The sequence below is a fragment of the Actinosynnema sp. NPDC023587 genome, from assembly GCF_040640215.1.
Taxonomy (GTDB): Bacteria; Actinomycetota; Actinomycetes; order Mycobacteriales; family Pseudonocardiaceae; genus Actinosynnema.
Genome location: NZ_JBFABG010000009.1, coordinates 26,536 through 41,671 on the forward strand (window position 1 = coordinate 26,536; position 15,136 = coordinate 41,671).

A 15,136-nucleotide genomic window follows, 5' to 3' on the forward strand; every position below is an offset into this window, starting at 1 on the left:
CGCGCCCAGGCCGCCCCCGCGCCGGGCCGGCACCCGGCGGCGCGCGCTGCGCCGTTCGGCCGCATACCGCGCGAGTGCGTCCCGAGTGGTTCAAATGATATTTCCCCCCATCGCGCCGAGCTGGGCAACATGTCAACGCTTTAGCCGGGGGATTTCGGGGTTGAACGCCCCCGGTGAAGCGTGCTCCGCATCGTCCAGTGGCTGGGGGTCATGACCATGCAGGTGCAGATTCTCGGTGCTGTCGCGCTCGCCCAGGCAGATCGTCGGATGGGGGTGGCGGCCCGCCAGGTGCGCACCCTCCTGGCGCTGCTGGCGCTTTCCCCGGGAACGCCGGTCCCGTTCGACCAGTTGGTCGAGGAATTATGGGCCGGTAAACAGATGGGAAACGCGCGCAACGCGCTCCAGGCCAATGTGGTGCGCCTGCGGAAACTCCTGGAGCAGTTCACCGACCGGCCCGGCGACGAGCTGTTGCGCACGGTGAGCAGCGGCTACCTGCTGGACGTGCCCGGCGACGCGGTGGACGCGCACCTGTTCCGCGACCTCGCCGACCGGGGCTCCGACCGGGTGCACACCCGGCCCGACGAGGCGATCGAACTGCTGGAGCGGGCGCTGCGGCTGTGGCGCGGGCCGGCGCTGTTCGACGTGAGCGACGGACTGCGGTTCCGGATCGAGGCGGCCCGGCTGGACGAGCGCCGGCTCAGCGCCCGCGAGGACCTCATCGCGGCCAAGCTCGCCAACGGGGAGGACCGCGGCGTGGTCTCCGAGCTCAAGCAGCTCGCCGCCGAGTACCCGGAGCGCGAGCGGTTCAGCGAGCAGCTCATGGTCGCGCTCTACCGCAACGGCCGGCAGACCGAGGCGCTGGACGTGTTCCACCACACCCGCCGTCGCCTGGCCAGCGAACTGGGGCTGGAGCCCGGCCGCGCGATGCGCCGGCTTTACCAGGCGATCCTCGTCCACGACCAGGTCTTGCTGTAGGAGGGGAAGCGAAGTGCTGGAGTTCCGGATCCTGGGGCCGGTCGAAGTCCACCACGACGGTGCCGAGGTGCCGCTGGACGGCTCGAAGCCGCGCACCGTGCTGACGGCGCTGCTGCTCGCCGACAACGGCGCGGTGTCCGACGCGCAGATGAGCGACTTCCTGTGGGGGCAGCACCCGCCCGCGACCTACAACGCGCAGATCTACACCTACGTCTCGCGGCTGCGGAAAACGCTGCGCCGGGAAGTCGGCATCACCCGCCGCTCGCGCGGCTACGAATTGCGGCCCACGTCCTGCTCGTTCGACCTGAGGGAATTCGAGGACCAGGCCGCGCAGGGTCAGGCCGCGCTCGCCGCGAACCGCTTCGAGGACGCCGCCCGGCTGCTCCGCGGCGCGTTGCGGCTGTGGCGCGGGCCGGCGCTCACCGGCGTGTCCGAGCACCTGTCCGACGCCGAGGCACCTCGCCTGGAGGAGGGCCGGATCGCGGCCCTGGAGAGCCGGATCGAGGCCGACCTCGCCCTGGGCCGGCACGCGTCGCTGCTGCCCGAGCTGACCCGGCTGGTGCACCAGCACCCGCTCCAGGAGCGGTTCCGCGCCCAGCTCATGACCACCTTCTACCGCTGCGACCGGCAGGCCGACGCGCTCAGCCTGTACGAGGAGGGCCGCCGGATGCTGGCCGACGAGCTCGGCATCGACCCCGGCTCGCTGCTGCGCGAGGTGCACCTGGCGATCCTCACCGCCGACCCGCTGCTCCAGGGACCCCGGCGCATCGCCGTATAGGTCCCCGCATAGGCCGGATATAGCCGCCGAAAGCACGCTGGGAAACGAAGCGGAATCCCGTGTGCTTGGAGGCCCAAGGTGACCAGTTCGGTGAGCGTCGACGCGGACGGCAAGGCGAAGATCAAGGAGATCGTGTCCGAAATCCTCGAAATCGACCCCGAGGAGATGACCGACACCAGCCTGTTCAAGGAGGACCACGACGCCGATTCGCTGGGCGCGATCGAGATCCTGTCCGCCCTGGAGCGCACCTTCGGCGTCGAGATCGACCAGGCCGAGCTGACCCGCATGGTCAACCTCGAAGGCGTCATCGCCGTCGTCGCCGAAGCCCAGGCCGCCAAGTAGACCGCGGCACGGGCACCGGGAGGACGCGATGCGCGACGGAGGGCGGCAGCCGCGCCGGGTGGTGGTCACGGGACTGGGCGTGGTCACCAGCATCGGCATCGGCGTCACCGAGTTCCTGGCCGGCCTGCGCGAGGGCCGCAGCGGCGTGAAGCCGATCACCTCGTTCGACACGACGGGGTTCAGCCACGCCAACGGCTGCGAGGTCGCCGACTTCGACCCGGCGGCGTGGCTGGAGCGGGTCGACCCGGCCGAGCTGGGCCGGGCGAGCCAGTTCTCCGCCGCCGCCGCCCGGATGGCGGTCGCCGACGCGGCGCTGGACCTGGCCGAGCTGCGCGGCAAGCGCGCGCTGGTGTCGGTGGGCACGACCGACGCCGAGTCGCGCGACCTGGACAACCTGGTCGCCGACCAGCTCCGGGACGGCCCGGAGTCGTGGGACCCCGTCGTGGCCCGCCGCTCCACGGCCGGCCGGCTGTCCTCCAGCATCGTGCGCGAGCTGGCGCTGACCGACGTCGAGGCGGTCACCATCCCGACCGCGTGCGCGGCGGGCAACTACGCCATCGGCTACGGCTTCGACGCCATCCGCGAGGGCGAGGTCGAGGTGGCGCTGTGCGGCGGCGCGGACGCCGTGTGCCGCAAGACGTTCACCGGCTTCTACCGGCTGGGCACCATCGCGCCGGAGGTCTGCCAGCCGTTCGAGAAGGACCGCAAGGGCATCCTGACCGGCGAGGGCGCGGGCATCCTGGTGATGGAGTCGCTGGAGTCGGCGCTGGCCCGAGGCGCGCGGATCTACGCCGAGGTGCTCGGCTACGGCCTCAACTGCGACGCCAACCACCCGGTGGCCCCCGACCGCGACTCGCTGGCCCGGTGCATCGAGCTCGCCCACCGCAGCGCGGGCGTGAAGCCGGCGGACGTCGACTTCATCTCCGCGCACGGCACCGGCACGAAGGCCAACGACGTCACCGAGTCCGGCGCGATCCGGCAGGTGTTCGACGTGCCGCCGCCGGTGGTGTCGATCAAGTCGATGCTCGGCCACTCGATGGGCGCGGCGAGCGCGCTGGCGTCGGCGGCGTGCGCGCTGGCGATCCAGGAGGGCTTCATCCCGCCCACGATCAACCACCACGAGACCGACCCCGAGTGCGGTGTGGACTGCGTGCCCAACGCGGCCCGGCCGGCGAGCCTGGACGTGGTGCAGAACAACGCGCTGGCGTTCGCGGGCAACAACGCCGTGCTCATCCTCGGCCGGTACCGGGATGCGCCCTGATGGGACGGGGGGCGCTCGTCCTGCACGGCCTGGCGGGCAAGGCGGCGGTGTGGGACCCGGTCACCGCCGCGCTGCGCGGCCGGTTCGCCACCACCGCGCCGGACCTGCCCTGGCACGGCATGGCCGACCCGGCGTGGGCGCACCGGCCCGACCCCGGCCGGCACGTCGTGGACGCGGTGCGCGACGACCACGACGTCGTGGTGGCGCACTCGATGGCGGCGATGCTGCTGGTCGAGGCGTACGCCGACGGCCGGGTCCGCCCGCGCCCGACCGTGCTGCTGTGCCCGTTCTACCGGCCGGACCCGGCCGGGTTCGACTGGCCCACGATCTCCTACTACCTCAACGACTTCCACCGCACGTTCGGCGAGGCGCTGCGGGTCGGCGAGACCGGCCGCTTCCCGCCGGCCCGCCGCGAGTGGCTGGCCCGGTCGCTGCGCGACCAGGTCGGGCCCTACGGCTGGACGCGGTGGTTCGAGACCTACTTGCGCACCCCGTTCCTGGACGTCGGCGCGATCGACGCGCCGGTGCTGGTGGTGAGCGGCGCGGACGACGTCGCCGCCCGCCCCGAGGACGGCCGCGCGCTGGCCCAAGCGCTGCCCCGCGCCCGGTTCGAGCTCCTCGACGGGTGCGGCCACTTCCCGATGACCGAACAGCCCGACCGGCTCGCGGCCCTGGTCCGCGACTTCTTCGAGGAAAGCCTGGAGTTGACGTGACGACCACCTCCGTTTCGCTGCGGCCCCGCTACGAGGGCTCCAACATCTGCACCTGGATCGGCTTCAAGCACGTCAACTACCTGGTCGAGGAGGCCGTGCTGGACCACCTGCGGCAGAGCGGGTTCCCGGCCGGGCAGCTCTACGAGAGGTTCGGGCTGTGCACCGACCTCGTCGACCTGGACACCAAGATCCTCACCGCGTTCCACATCGACGACCTGGCCCAGGCGACCGTCGCGCGGGTCGGCGGGGGCGAGGGGCCGCTGAAGCTGCTCGTCGAGCTGACCGTGCAGCGGGACGGCAAGACCGTGAAGGCGGTCAAGTCCAAGGTCTCGGTGGCGTTCCGGCTCGACCCGCACGGCTTCGACGCCGAGCCGGTGCCGGCCGAGCTCGCGCCGCACGTGGTGGAGAAGATCGGTGGGGCCGCGCCGCAGGACGTCGAGCCGATCGCGGTCGGCGACGCCGACCCGCTGGACCTGCTCACCGCCGGGCGCAACGCGTTCGCGTGGGCGTGGCGGATCCCGTACTTCTACTGCCACTTCACCGAGCGCGTGCAGATGTCGGGCTACCTGCGCCAGATGGAGGAGGTCCTGGACCTCTTCGTGCAGGACCGGGGCGCGTCCATCAAGACGTTGCTGGACGAGCAGAACTGGATCCCGGTGGTGCCGCACTCGCGCATCACGTTCACCGACGAGGCGAACATGGAGGAGACGCTCTACACGGTGTTCACCGTGGAGGAGGTCTTCAAGAAGTTCACCTTCACCGCGCGGATGGACTGCTACGTGCTGCGCGAGGGCGAGCTCGTGCGGACCGCCACCGGGAAGATCACCCACGGTTGGGCGGTCATCGAGAACCGCAAGGACTGGAGCCTGGTGAACTTCGACGACCGGCTCATCGGCGCGATCACCGGCAAGGCCGGGTCGCTGTCGGGCCGGGGTGCGTCGTGACCGCTGCGGCGGAGACCGCCACCGCCGACCCCGCGGTGGACGCGCTCGTCTTCTCGGCGTGGTCGGCGATCTCGCCCTTCGGGGTGGGCGCGGAGGCGTTCGCCGAGGGCGTCCGGGCGGGTGCTTCGGCGCTCGCCCCGTCCGACGGGCCGTTCCCGTCGGCCGCCCTGGTGCCCGACTTCAGCGCCCGGGAGTCTTTGGGGCGCAAGGGGACCCGGTCGATGGACCGGGTGACGGCGTTGGCCGTCGGCACGGTCGGGCGGCTGCTGGAGGAGTGCGGACCGGAGCTGCTGGCACGACCCGACCGGGTCGGCGTCGTGCTGGGCACCGGGTCCGGCAGCGTCCAGTCGATCATGGACTTCACCCGGGACGCGCTGACCGGCGAGAAGCCCTACCACGTCGACCCGGCGCTGTTCCCCAACACGGTGATGAACCGCGCCGCCGGGCAGAGCGCGATCTGGCACAAGATCAAGGGCCCCAACACGACCATCGCCGGCGGCGCGCTGACCGGCCTGCTCGCGCTGAGCTACGCCACGCGGCTGCTGCGCGGCGGCCACTGCGACCGCGTGCTGGTCGGCGCGGCCGAGGAGTACTCGACGCAGCGCGCGTGGCTGGAGTGGCGCGGCGGCGACGGTTCCGCCGCACCGCTGGGCGAGGGCGGCGCGGTGTTCCTGCTGGAGTCCGAGCACGCCGCCGCGACCGCCGGCCGGCCGGTGCTGGCCCGGCCGGTCGCGACCCGGTTCCGCGGCTTCCCCGAGCCCGGCGGCGCGGACGCCGCGTTGACGACGTGCGTGCGCTCGGCGCTCGACGAGGCCGGGGTGACCGGTGCCGACATCGCGTTCGTCGCGGCGGACGCCGGTGCGGACGCGGCGGTCGTGGCGGCCCTGGGCCGCACGCCCGAGTGGCTGCGCTGCGCGCCGCTGGTCGGCGACACCTCCGCAGCGGCGGCGAGCTTCCTGCTGGCGGCGGCGGTCGCGACCGGCCGCTCCGGGCACGCCCTGGTGACCGGCGTCGAACCGGACGGCACGGTCGGCTGCACGGTCCTGGAGCTGCCATGACCGCGGTGTCCACCACCCGGGTCCGCGTCGACCCGGCCGACCCCGTGTTCGCCGGGCACTACCCCGGGTTCCCGATCCTGCCGGGCCTGTTCGTGGTCGAGCACGTGCGGGCCGCGCTGCGCGAGCGGGAGCCCGGGTTGCGCGTGACGGCGCTGGACCGGGCGAAGTTCCTGCGCCCGGTGTTCCCCGGCGACGACCTGGTCGTCAAGACGACGCTGACCCGCGAGGAGGACCAGGTGCGCTGCGTGGCCGAGGTGTCGACCGCCGACGGCCCGGTCGCCGAGTTCAAGCTCCGCCTCGGCGGTGCGGCGTGACCGGCCTGGCCGCGATCCGGCGGATCATCCCGCACCGCCACCCGGTGCTGCTGGTCGACCGGGTGGTCGAGGTGGACCCGGGCCGGAGCATCGTGGTGCTCAAGGCGGTGAGCGGGCGGGAACCCTGCTACGCGGACGGGACCGAGGAGGCGTACCCGGTCGGGCTGCTGCTGGAGTCGTGGGCCCAGTCCGCCGTGCTGCTGACCCGCTGGCAGAACCCGAACCCGGACGTGCTGGCGGACAAGGTGGAGCTGATCACCGGCATCCGGGACGCGGTGCTGCACGGGGAGGTGTTCCCCGGCGACGTCGTGGAACACCACGTGGAGCTGGTCCGCGAGGTCGCGGACGCCGCGATCCTCGCCGGCCACAGCCTGGTCGCCGGCCGCAGGGTGCTGGAGATCGGTTCGTTCACGATGGCGCGGCGCGGCGTCGAGGTGCTGCGCCCGGAGGGAGTGGCATGAGGCGCGTCGCACTGGTCACGGGCGGGTCCCGGGGCATCGGGCACCGGGTGGTGACCCGGCTGGCCCAGGACGGGTACGACGTGGCGTTCTGCTACCAGGCCAACGAGGACGCCGCCGGCGTGGTGGCGAAGGAGGCCGCCGAGGCCGGGGCCGCCGTCCACGTCGCACGGGTGGACGTCGCCGAGAAGCGCGAGGTGGACCGGTTCGTCAAGGACGCGGAGAAGGAGCTCGGGCCGCTGCACGCCGTCGTGTCGTGCGCGGGCATCGTCCGGGACAACCCGTTGGTGCTGCTGAAGGAGGAGGACTGGCAGCGCGTGCTGCGCGTCAACCTCGACGGCACCTACCACCTGTGCAAGGCCGCCGCCTTCGCCATGATGAAGCGCAAGGCGGGCGCGGTGGTCACCCTGTCGTCGGTGGCGGGCGTCCACGGCAACGCCGCGCAGACCAACTACTCCGCGTCCAAGGCGGGGATCATCGGGTTCAGCAAGGCGCTGTCCAAGGAGGTCGGCAAGTACGGCATCCGGGTCAACGCGGTCGCGCCCGGCTTCATCGAGACCGACATGGTCGCGGGCCTGGGCGAGGAGTTCGCGGCGAAGATGACCGCGCAGATCCCGTTGGGGCGCTTCGGGAAACCCGAGGAGGTCGCCGACCTGGTGGCGTTCCTGGTGTCGGACCGGGCGTCCTACGTCACCGGCCAGGTCTTCGGCGTCGACGGCGGCCTGGTGATCTGAGGTGGCCAAGCACCCGAAGTTCTACTTCTCCCTGCGCAGCCCGTATTCCTGGCTGGCGTTCCACGACCTGTTGCGCGACGCGCCCGACGTCGCCGACGCGATCGACTGGGCCCCGTTCTGGGAACCGGACGAGGGCACCGACCGGGAGCTGCGGGCGCGCGGCGAGGCGTTCCCGTACGTGGCCATGTCCCGCGCCAAGCACCTCTACGTCCTCCAGGACGTGGCCCGGCTCGCCGCCGCGCGCGGGCTGTCGGTGACCTGGCCGGTGGACCGGGAGCCGGTGTGGGAGGTGCCGCACCTGGGGTACCTGGTCGCGCTGCGGGAGGGGCTGGGGCGCGAGTACGTCGCCGAGGTGTGCGCCGCGCGGTGGCAGCACGGCCGGGACATCTGCGACCGGGCCACCGTCGCGGACATCGCCGCCCGGCTGGGGCTGGACGCCGCCGAGGTCTCCGGCGCGGCCGACGACCCGGACTTGCGCGCGCGGGGCGTGGAACTGCTGGTGGACGTGTGCCGCGACGGGGTGTTCGGCGTGCCGTTCTTCGTGCACCGGTTCACCCGCTTCTGGGGCGTGGACCGGTTGCCGGAGTTCGTCGCGCACGTCCGGTCGAAGCTCGCCCCGGCGGGCGCGCTGCCCGAGCCGGTCGCGCACCCCCCGTCCTCGGACGCCGGCCACGCGGGCGGCTGCGGCTGAACGGCTGCGGCTGAACGGCTGCGGAGGTGCCCGCCGGGGTTCGGGTCACTACGCTGACCTCGACCGCGAGGGGGCGACGTGACCGATCTGCGCTGGGGTGTGCTCGGTTCGACGGCGTCGATCAGCGGGCAGGTGGCCCCGGCGATCCACCGCACGCCCGGCAACGCCGTCACGGCGGTCGCGGGCCGGGCCGGTCGCGTCGAGGCGTCGACGCGGTTCGCCGAGCCGTTCGGCGCGCGCGTCCACGACGGTTTCGACGCGCTGCTGGCCGACGACGACGTGGACGTCGTCTACATCGCCCTGCCCAACACCGAGCACGTCCCGTGGACGTTGCGCGCGCTCGCCGCCGGCAAGCACGTGCTGTGCGAGAAGCCGATGGCGCTGTCCGCCGCCGACGTCGACCGCGTCGCGGAGGCGGCGGGCGACCGCACGGTGGTGGAGGCGTACATGTACCGCTTCCACCCGCAGCAGCGTCGCGTCGCCGAACTCCTGGCCGGTGGCGAGATCGGCGAACTGCGCGTGGTGCGCGCCGCGTTCGCGCACCCCGTGACACCCGGGGGCATCCAGTACGACCCGGCGCTGGGCGGCGGCGCGACCTGGGACATCGGCTGCTACGGGTTCGACGTGGCGCTGTGGGCGTTCGGCCGGACCCCGGACAGCGTCCGCGCCCGCTTCCACTCCGAGGCCGGCGCGACCGTCGACACCACCGGCACCGCCACACTGGACTTCGGCGCGGGGCGCGCCGCGTTGATCGACTACAGCTTCGACTACGGCCCGCGCTCCCGCTACGAGCTCCAGGGCACGCGCGGCTCCCTCGCGGTCCGCAACGCCTGGGCCGGTTCCGGCGAGGAGTGCGTGATCACCGTCGCGACCCTCGACGGCACCCGCGACGAGCTCCTGCCCGCCGCCGACCCGTACGAGCACCAGGCCACGGCGTTCCGCGAGGCGGTGCGCACCGGGACCACCCCGCTGGTGTCCCTGGCCGACTCGAAGCGCGCCGCCCGGGTGGGCGAGGCGCTGGTCGAGTCGGCCGGGACGGGTGCCGACGTGCGGCTCAGCTGAGCGTCGCCGCCGCTTCCACGGGCGGGGTGCGCAGTACGTGCGCCGTGGACAGCAGGGTGGACAGCAGGGTCAGGCCGGTCACCGCGCCGACGATCACCAGGTAGATCCCGATCGGACCGCTGGGCCACCACGAGCCGTCCACGGCCAGCGCGAACGGGATCAGCGTCACCAGCGACACGATCCCGCCGAGCAGGATGCCGCCCAGCGACACCACCACCGCCTCGACGCCGACCATCCGCAGGATCTGCCCGTGCGTGGCCCCGATCAGGCGTTGCAGGGCGAATTCCCGCCGCCGTTCGCCGGTCGCGATCACCAGGGTGTTCACCAGCGAGATCACCGCGTACGCCAGGATCATCCCGACCAGCAGGTAGTTCACCCACGCGCCGGTCTGCTCGCCGCCGCCACCGGCCGAGGACGCCTCGGCCGGGTCCAGCACCCGCAGGTCCGGGTACTTGTCGGTCAGCGCGGTCAGCGCGCCCGCACTGCCCTTGACCAGCACCTGGCCGAGCTGCCCGCCGTTGACGTGGTCGAGCACCAAATCGACGGGCATCAACGCGGACTCGTAGCCGCCGGTGTGCACCGCGACCACCTCGACCCGCACGGACCGGCCGTCGCCGAGCCGCAGCTCCACCGTGTCGCCCACGGCGGTGCCCAGCTCGTCGGCCCACTTCTTCGGCAGCGCCACGGCGTCGCCGCGCAGGTCGGCCACCGAACCCCGGTCGACGGTCACGGCCAACGTCTGCTCGACCGCGCCCGGCGTCACGCCGAGCACGGTGATCTCGTCGTCGCCGTCACCGTGCCCGGGGAAGAACGCCTCGGTGTCCACCAGCGCGGACGCCGCCTCCACACCGGGCAGCCGGGCCGCCTCGGCGACCAGCTCGGCGGGCAGCGACCCGGACGAACTGCTGATCACCGCGTCGGCGCGCAGGGCGTCGGCGAACCCGCCGGCACCGCCCTCCTGGGTGGTCTGCAAGTAGATCAGCGCGGTGGCCAGGCCGGTGGCCAGCATGACCGGTGTGATCGCGCCGGCCACCCGCACCCGCCGCGCGCCCGCGTTGAGCACCGCCAGGTAGCCGGCGAGCCCGGCGAGCGCCCGGACCGGCCACCGCAGCAGGGCGATGAGCACCTTGGCGGCGGCGGGGGAGAGCAGCGCCAGGCCCGACGCCCAGAGCATCGCCGTGGGGCCGGCGGTGGACGCGGCCACCGGCCCGGACATCACCAGCGCGGTGATGATGCTCAGGGCGACGCCGCCGCCCAGGCACACCAGCGCGAAGACCAGTCGCGGCACGGAGAACCAGCGGGTCTGGAGGCTCGCCTCCACCAGCGCCTCGGTGGGTTTGGTGATCGCCGCGCCCCGCCCGGCGACGAACGCCGCGACCAGCCCGCCGAGCAGCGAGATGCCCGCGCCGACCGCGATCGGCACCCAGCCCTGCCGGAAGGCCAGGTGCGCGGGCGCGACCCCGGCCGCCCCGAGCCGGCTCAGCAGCCACTGCCCGAGGTACCCGCTCAGCGGCCACCCCAGCAGCGTGGCGAGCAGCGCGACGAACGCCGTCTCGCCGAGCACCAGCCGGCGCAGTTGGCCCGGCGTCGCCCCGATCGCCCGCAGCAGCGCCATCTCCCGGTGCCGCTGCTGCACGGACAGCCCGAGGGTGCCCGCCACGACGAACATCGCCACCATGATCGCCAGCCCGCCGAACACCGCGGACAGCGCGATCACGTCCTCGCCGCCGCCCCGGGCGTCGGGGAACTCGACCGCCCCGCGCTCGTCGCCCGCGAGGACCACGACGTCCCGGCCGCCGACCGCGCCGGCCAGCGCGTCGCGGACGGCGTCCACCGACGCGCCCGGTTCGAGCAGCACGCCGACCAGGTCGACCCGGCCGGGCCTGCCGTACAGCCGGCGGCCCTCGTCGTCGGCGAAGTACGCGGTGCCGGCGTCGACCGGGCCGCTCAGCAGGCCGACCACCCGGTACTGCCGCTCCTGCCCGGCGACACCGAGCCCGATGACCGAGCCCGGGGCCGCGCCGGACTTCGCGTCGAGCACGACCTCGTCGGCGCTCTCCGGAGCCCGCCCGGTGGTCAACCGGTACGGCGTGAGCGCGAGGGCCGACCACAGGTGGCCGGTCGCGTCGCCACCGGGCAGCGCCACCGGGATCGACACGTCCGGCACGGCCCGGTCCACGCCCGGCACGGCGTCGGCCCGGCCCGCCAGCGCCTCCGGGACCGGCGAGCGCTCCAGGTGGGCCGGGTCGCCGGCCAGCAGCAGGGGCGCGCCGGCGAGCCGCTGCGGCGCGATGGCGTCGCGGATGCCGGATTCCATCAGCCCACCGCACGCCATGACGATCGCGGCACCGAGGAACAGGGCGGTGAAGGACGCCGCGAACCCGCCGAGGCGGAACCGGAGCGTGCGCAGCGCGAGGCCGAGCATCAGCGGACGCCGCCCGCCAGGTCGGCCGCGGGCACGTCGGCCCAGGCACCCAACTGGGTCATCCGCTCGCTCACCGCGTGGGCGGTCGGCGAGGTGAGCTCGCCCGCGATCCTGCCGTCGGCGAGGAACACCACGCGGTCGGCGTGCGCGGCGGCGACCGGGTCGTGGGTCACGATCACCACGGACTGGCCGACGTCCCGGACGGCCTGCCGCAGCAGCGCCAGGACCTCCAGCGCGGTCCGGGTGTCCAGCGCGCCGGTGGGTTCGTCGCCGAAGACCACGGCGGGGCGGGTGATCAGCGCGCGGGCGATCGCCACCCGCTGCTGCTGGCCGCCGGACAGCTCGCCGGGCCGGTGGCCCCTCCGGTCGGACAGCCCCACCCGGGCGATGACGTCGTCCACGTCGGCCCGGGTGGCGCGCCGACCCGCCAGGCGCAGCGGGAGCTGGACGTTCTCGACGACGGTCAGCGCGGGGAGCAGGTTGAAGGACTGGAAGACGAAGCCGATCCGCTCGCGGCGCAGTTCGGTGAGCGCGCGTTCGCCCAGGCCGGTGATGTCCTGCCCGTCGAGGACGACCGAGCCGGACGTGGGGCGGTCCAGGCCGGCGGCGCAGTGCAGGGCGGTGCTCTTGCCGGAGCCCGACGGGCCCATCACGGCGGTGAAGGTCCCGCGCGCGATACCGAGGGTGATGCCGTCGAGCGCGACGACGCCGTTGCGCTCATTGCCGTAAACCTTGCGGACCGAATGCAAGCGCACCACGTCGTCCGAGTCTTGGTTCGGAGACATTTTCACGTTCTAGCTCCCCACGTGACCAATCGGGTGAGTACCCGCGCCGGAGACCCTACGGACGAGTTCTCGGGGGCGGCACTGGTGCAGGCCCCCCGATCCGCCGGCCGACCGGTCGAAGTCGCTGTCCCGCAACGGTCCCGGCATTGCCGGTGCCGGCCGTCGGGCCGGTGTCGCGGACATCCTCGACGCGATTCCCCATTCCCGTCGGCGCGCCGGCAAAGAATGGGACGGCGACGGCGACGCCGCACGCGTCCGACGAGGTGAGGTACGTTGTAACGGCTGCCCGGCAACGCCGATAGGCTGTGGTGAATACCGTTCCGCACGGTCGCCCGAGGCTCCACGCGTGAACCCCGAGAACCGACGCGAAGGGGTTGGACAACCATGCACCTGGAGATTCGGCACGCGCGGGTGGTCATGACCCTCGCGGAGGCCGGCAGCATCTCGAAGGCGGCGGCCAGGCTGTCGTTGCCGCAGCCGAGCCTCACCGCCCAGTTGCGGCGGATCGAGAAGGCGGTCGGCGGCGACCTGTTCGTGCGCTCGGCCTTCGGCATCACGCCGACCCCGCTGGGCGAGCGGTTGATCCCGATGCTCGCGGACCTGGCCACCAGGGCGGACGCGGTGGTCGCCGAGGCGTCCTCGCTGTCCTCCGGCATCCTGCGCATCGGCAACGCCGAGTGGACCCCGGTGGCGCTGCGCCGCGCGCTCCAGTCGTCACTGCCCTCGGTCGAGGTGCAGACGGTCACCCTCGACCCGGCGTTCGGCGTCGACGCGGTGAGCCGGGGCGAGCTGACCGCCGCGCTGGTGCCCAGCCCGGAGGCCGTGGACGGCGTCCGGGACCTGGACCCGTCGCTGGCCAAGGAGATCATCGTCCGCGAGCCGATCTGGCTGGCGCTGCCCCGCGACCACGCGCTGGCCCGCCGGACTGCGGTGAGCCGAAGGCACATGGTGTCGCTGAGCTGGGTGCAGCACGTGCCGGGCCACTGGTTCCACCCGGTGGAAGAGCACCTGTTCCGCAAGCTCGACCACCCGACGCCCGAGGTGCTGCACTACGCGGGCGGCCACGCGGAGGCGATGAGCTGGGTCCGCGACGCGGGCGTGGCGGCCCTGGCAACGCCGACCGGGTCCACGGCGGACGTGAGCCTGGTGGCGATGACCGAACCGCTGCGCAGCCGCCTGCTGCTGGTGTGGCGGCCGGGCTCGATCCACCCGAACACGCTGCGCCTGCTGATCGACGCCCTGCGCCGGTACTACTGCGAGTACGCGCGCACCATCCCGCGCTACTGGAACTGGATGACCGAACGCCCCACCGACTTCCCGGAGCTGGCGAACTTCCTGCCCCGCCCGAGCCGCTGGTGGCCCCGTGACTCCGGCCCCGAACCACCCGCCGCCCCCACCTCCCGCAGCGCCTCGACCTGACCGCACCCGCCACGCCCCTCACGCTCCGCGCCGCGCACGTCCGGGAGGCGCGGGGCCGATGACCCGTGCCCCGTCGCGGGCCGGTCCGGAACCCCGGACGCGCGTGCTCGGCGGGCCGCCGCGAACCCCCCGGGGTTCTATCTTCTTTCTATAGCGAAACCACCGGTCAGCGCCTCGTCAGCCCGGTGTCAGCGGTCCTCGCGAACCTTGTCCCGCAACCAGGAGAAGGCCGGAGCGAGGAGGTCGCACATGACGGCGTTGGTGGCGGTGTCGAGTCACCTGCCGGAGACGGTGGCCGTCGCGGACCTGAAGGAGTCGCTGGGTCTCGACGACCAGCAGGTGCGCAGGTTCACCCGGCTCTACGGCCTGGACCGGATCTGCAAGTCCCCGCTGTCCGAGGCCGAGCTGCTGCTCGCCGCCGCCGAGAAGCTCGACGGGCTGCGCGGCCAGGAGGACCGGGTCCGGTACGTGATCCGGGCCAAGGGGATGCGCACCACCGTGCCCTACCCGGCCAGCCCGGTGCACGAGGTCCGCGAGGCGCTCGGCCTGCGGCGCGCCACGACGCTCGCCGTCGCCGACCACGGCTGCGCCACCGGGCTGCTGGCGATGGACGTCGCGGGCACCCTGCTCGCCGCCGACGGCGACCCCGACGCGCTGGCCCTGATCCTGGCCGGCGACAAGACGTTCACGCCGTTCACCCAGTGGGTCCAGGACACCTCGATCATGGGCGAGGGCATGGCCGCGGTCCTGGTCGCGCCGGACGGGGACCGGGACACCGTGCGCGGGTACGCCAGCCGCATCCACGGCCGCACCGACGGCGTCATCGACCTCACCCCGGAGATCGCCAAGCACGCCCGCAGGATCTACCAGGACGCGCTGGCCGAGGTCGTCGGCGCGGCGGCCGAGGAGGCGGGCATCGGCATCCCGGACATCGACCTGGTGCTGCCGCACAACGTCAACCGGGTGTCGTGGACCGTCGCCGCGAAGAACCTGGGCCTGCCCAACGACAAGTTCTTCCTGGACAACCTGCCCGCCACCGGGCACTGCTTCTGCGCGGACCCGTTCATCAACTTCCAGACGGTGAGCGAACTGGGCCTGCTCAAGCCGGGCGACAAGTACCTGATGACCGCCGCCGGGCTCGGTCAGACCTTCGCCGCGATGGTCTTGGAGCACTGAC

The 15,136-nt window shown here is 73.2% G+C and carries 16 protein-coding genes; 14 read left to right on the top strand and 2 right to left on the bottom strand.

Annotation, left to right across the window (positions count from 1 at the left end; all coding sequences use genetic code 11):
* The first annotated feature begins 180 nt into the window (after positions 1 to 180).
* The 12 genes from AB0G01_RS23210 (at position 181) to AB0G01_RS23265 (ending at position 9,330) form a co-directional block, all read left to right on the top strand.
* Positions 181 to 975, top strand: a complete 795-nt coding sequence (locus AB0G01_RS23210; RefSeq protein ID WP_360948774.1) for an AfsR/SARP family transcriptional regulator — start codon at positions 181 to 183, stop codon at positions 973 to 975.
* Between the two features lie 13 nt (positions 976 to 988).
* Entirely contained in the window at positions 989 to 1,753 is a 765-nt protein-coding gene (locus tag AB0G01_RS23215; protein ID WP_360948776.1) for an AfsR/SARP family transcriptional regulator, read from the top strand.
* Between the two features lie 78 nt (positions 1,754 to 1,831).
* A complete protein-coding gene (locus tag AB0G01_RS23220; RefSeq protein WP_360948778.1) occupies positions 1,832 to 2,095 on the top strand; it encodes an acyl carrier protein in 264 nt (87 codons plus the stop codon).
* 28 nt (positions 2,096 to 2,123) lie between these two features.
* Positions 2,124 to 3,356, top strand: coding sequence for a beta-ketoacyl-[acyl-carrier-protein] synthase family protein (locus tag AB0G01_RS23225; RefSeq protein WP_360948780.1), 1,233 nt, complete (start codon positions 2,124 to 2,126; stop codon positions 3,354 to 3,356).
* Positions 3,356 to 4,069, top strand: coding sequence for an alpha/beta hydrolase (locus tag AB0G01_RS23230; RefSeq protein WP_360948782.1), 714 nt, complete (start codon positions 3,356 to 3,358; stop codon positions 4,067 to 4,069). The genes AB0G01_RS23225 and AB0G01_RS23230 overlap by 1 nt, the downstream gene beginning before the upstream one ends.
* The gene (locus AB0G01_RS23235) at positions 4,066 to 5,013 is read left to right on the top strand and encodes a hypothetical protein (protein WP_360948784.1); all 948 of its coding nucleotides are present in this window, start codon (positions 4,066 to 4,068) and stop codon (positions 5,011 to 5,013) included. Before AB0G01_RS23230 ends, AB0G01_RS23235 begins: the two co-directional genes overlap by 4 nt.
* Positions 5,010 to 6,071: a beta-ketoacyl synthase N-terminal-like domain-containing protein gene (locus AB0G01_RS23240; protein WP_360948786.1), complete on the top strand. Its 1,062-nt coding sequence runs from the start codon at positions 5,010 to 5,012 to the stop codon at positions 6,069 to 6,071. The genes AB0G01_RS23235 and AB0G01_RS23240 overlap by 4 nt, the downstream gene beginning before the upstream one ends.
* Positions 6,068 to 6,385, top strand: coding sequence for a hypothetical protein (locus AB0G01_RS23245; protein ID WP_360948788.1), 318 nt, complete (start codon positions 6,068 to 6,070; stop codon positions 6,383 to 6,385). Before AB0G01_RS23240 ends, AB0G01_RS23245 begins: the two co-directional genes overlap by 4 nt.
* Positions 6,382 to 6,846 carry a 3-hydroxyacyl-ACP dehydratase gene (locus tag AB0G01_RS23250; RefSeq protein WP_360948790.1) on the top strand — a complete coding sequence of 155 codons (465 nt, stop codon included), beginning with the start codon at positions 6,382 to 6,384 and terminating at the stop codon, positions 6,844 to 6,846. The genes AB0G01_RS23245 and AB0G01_RS23250 overlap by 4 nt, the downstream gene beginning before the upstream one ends.
* Complete coding sequence (gene fabG / locus AB0G01_RS23255; RefSeq protein WP_360948792.1) at positions 6,843 to 7,577, top strand: 3-oxoacyl-[acyl-carrier-protein] reductase; 735 nt, start codon at positions 6,843 to 6,845, stop codon at positions 7,575 to 7,577. The genes AB0G01_RS23250 and fabG overlap by 4 nt, the downstream gene beginning before the upstream one ends.
* 1 nt (position 7,578) lies before the next feature.
* The gene (locus AB0G01_RS23260) at positions 7,579 to 8,268 is read left to right on the top strand and encodes a DsbA family protein (RefSeq protein WP_360948794.1); all 690 of its coding nucleotides are present in this window, start codon (positions 7,579 to 7,581) and stop codon (positions 8,266 to 8,268) included.
* 78 nt (positions 8,269 to 8,346) lie between these two features.
* Positions 8,347 to 9,330, top strand: coding sequence for a Gfo/Idh/MocA family oxidoreductase (locus AB0G01_RS23265; protein ID WP_360948796.1), 984 nt, complete (start codon positions 8,347 to 8,349; stop codon positions 9,328 to 9,330).
* On the opposite strand, the gene AB0G01_RS23270 is transcribed toward AB0G01_RS23265, so the two are convergent.
* Together AB0G01_RS23270 and AB0G01_RS23275 are read right to left on the bottom strand one after the other, a co-directional pair.
* Positions 9,323 to 11,755, bottom strand: coding sequence for an FtsX-like permease family protein (locus tag AB0G01_RS23270; RefSeq protein ID WP_360948798.1), 2,433 nt, complete (start codon positions 11,753 to 11,755; stop codon positions 9,323 to 9,325). The genes AB0G01_RS23265 and AB0G01_RS23270 overlap by 8 nt on opposite strands.
* The gene (locus tag AB0G01_RS23275) at positions 11,755 to 12,540 is read right to left on the bottom strand and encodes an ABC transporter ATP-binding protein (RefSeq protein ID WP_360948800.1); all 786 of its coding nucleotides are present in this window, start codon (positions 12,538 to 12,540) and stop codon (positions 11,755 to 11,757) included. The genes AB0G01_RS23270 and AB0G01_RS23275 overlap by 1 nt, the downstream gene beginning before the upstream one ends.
* Before the next feature lie 384 nt (positions 12,541 to 12,924).
* Between AB0G01_RS23275 and AB0G01_RS23280 the strand changes: the two genes are divergently transcribed.
* Both AB0G01_RS23280 and AB0G01_RS23285 read left to right on the top strand, forming a co-directional pair.
* Complete coding sequence (locus tag AB0G01_RS23280; RefSeq protein WP_360948802.1) at positions 12,925 to 13,959, top strand: LysR family transcriptional regulator; 1,035 nt, start codon at positions 12,925 to 12,927, stop codon at positions 13,957 to 13,959.
* Positions 13,960 to 14,208: 249 nt separating this feature from the next.
* Positions 14,209 to 15,135, top strand: coding sequence for a 3-oxoacyl-[acyl-carrier-protein] synthase III C-terminal domain-containing protein (locus AB0G01_RS23285; RefSeq protein WP_360948804.1), 927 nt, complete (start codon positions 14,209 to 14,211; stop codon positions 15,133 to 15,135).
* Position 15,136: the final 1 nt, after the last annotated feature.

Bases quoted from the DNA above. Each gene is read 5' to 3' on its own strand.
- AB0G01_RS23225 (WP_360948780.1), top strand. From the start codon at position 2,124: ATGCGCGACGGAGGGCGGCAGCCGCGCCGGGTGGTGGTCACGGGACTG.
- AB0G01_RS23230 (WP_360948782.1), top strand. From the start codon at position 3,356: ATGGGACGGGGGGCGCTCGTCCTGCACGGCCTGGCGGGCAAGGCGGCG.
- AB0G01_RS23245 (WP_360948788.1), top strand. From the start codon at position 6,068: ATGACCGCGGTGTCCACCACCCGGGTCCGCGTCGACCCGGCCGACCCC.
- fabG (WP_360948792.1), top strand. From the start codon at position 6,843: ATGAGGCGCGTCGCACTGGTCACGGGCGGGTCCCGGGGCATCGGGCAC.
- AB0G01_RS23270 (WP_360948798.1), bottom strand. From the start codon at position 11,755: ATGCTCGGCCTCGCGCTGCGCACGCTCCGGTTCCGCCTCGGCGGGTTC.
- AB0G01_RS23275 (WP_360948800.1), bottom strand. From the start codon at position 12,540: ATGTCTCCGAACCAAGACTCGGACGACGTGGTGCGCTTGCATTCGGTC.
- AB0G01_RS23280 (WP_360948802.1), top strand. From the start codon at position 12,925: ATGCACCTGGAGATTCGGCACGCGCGGGTGGTCATGACCCTCGCGGAG.
- AB0G01_RS23285 (WP_360948804.1), top strand. From the start codon at position 14,209: ATGACGGCGTTGGTGGCGGTGTCGAGTCACCTGCCGGAGACGGTGGCC.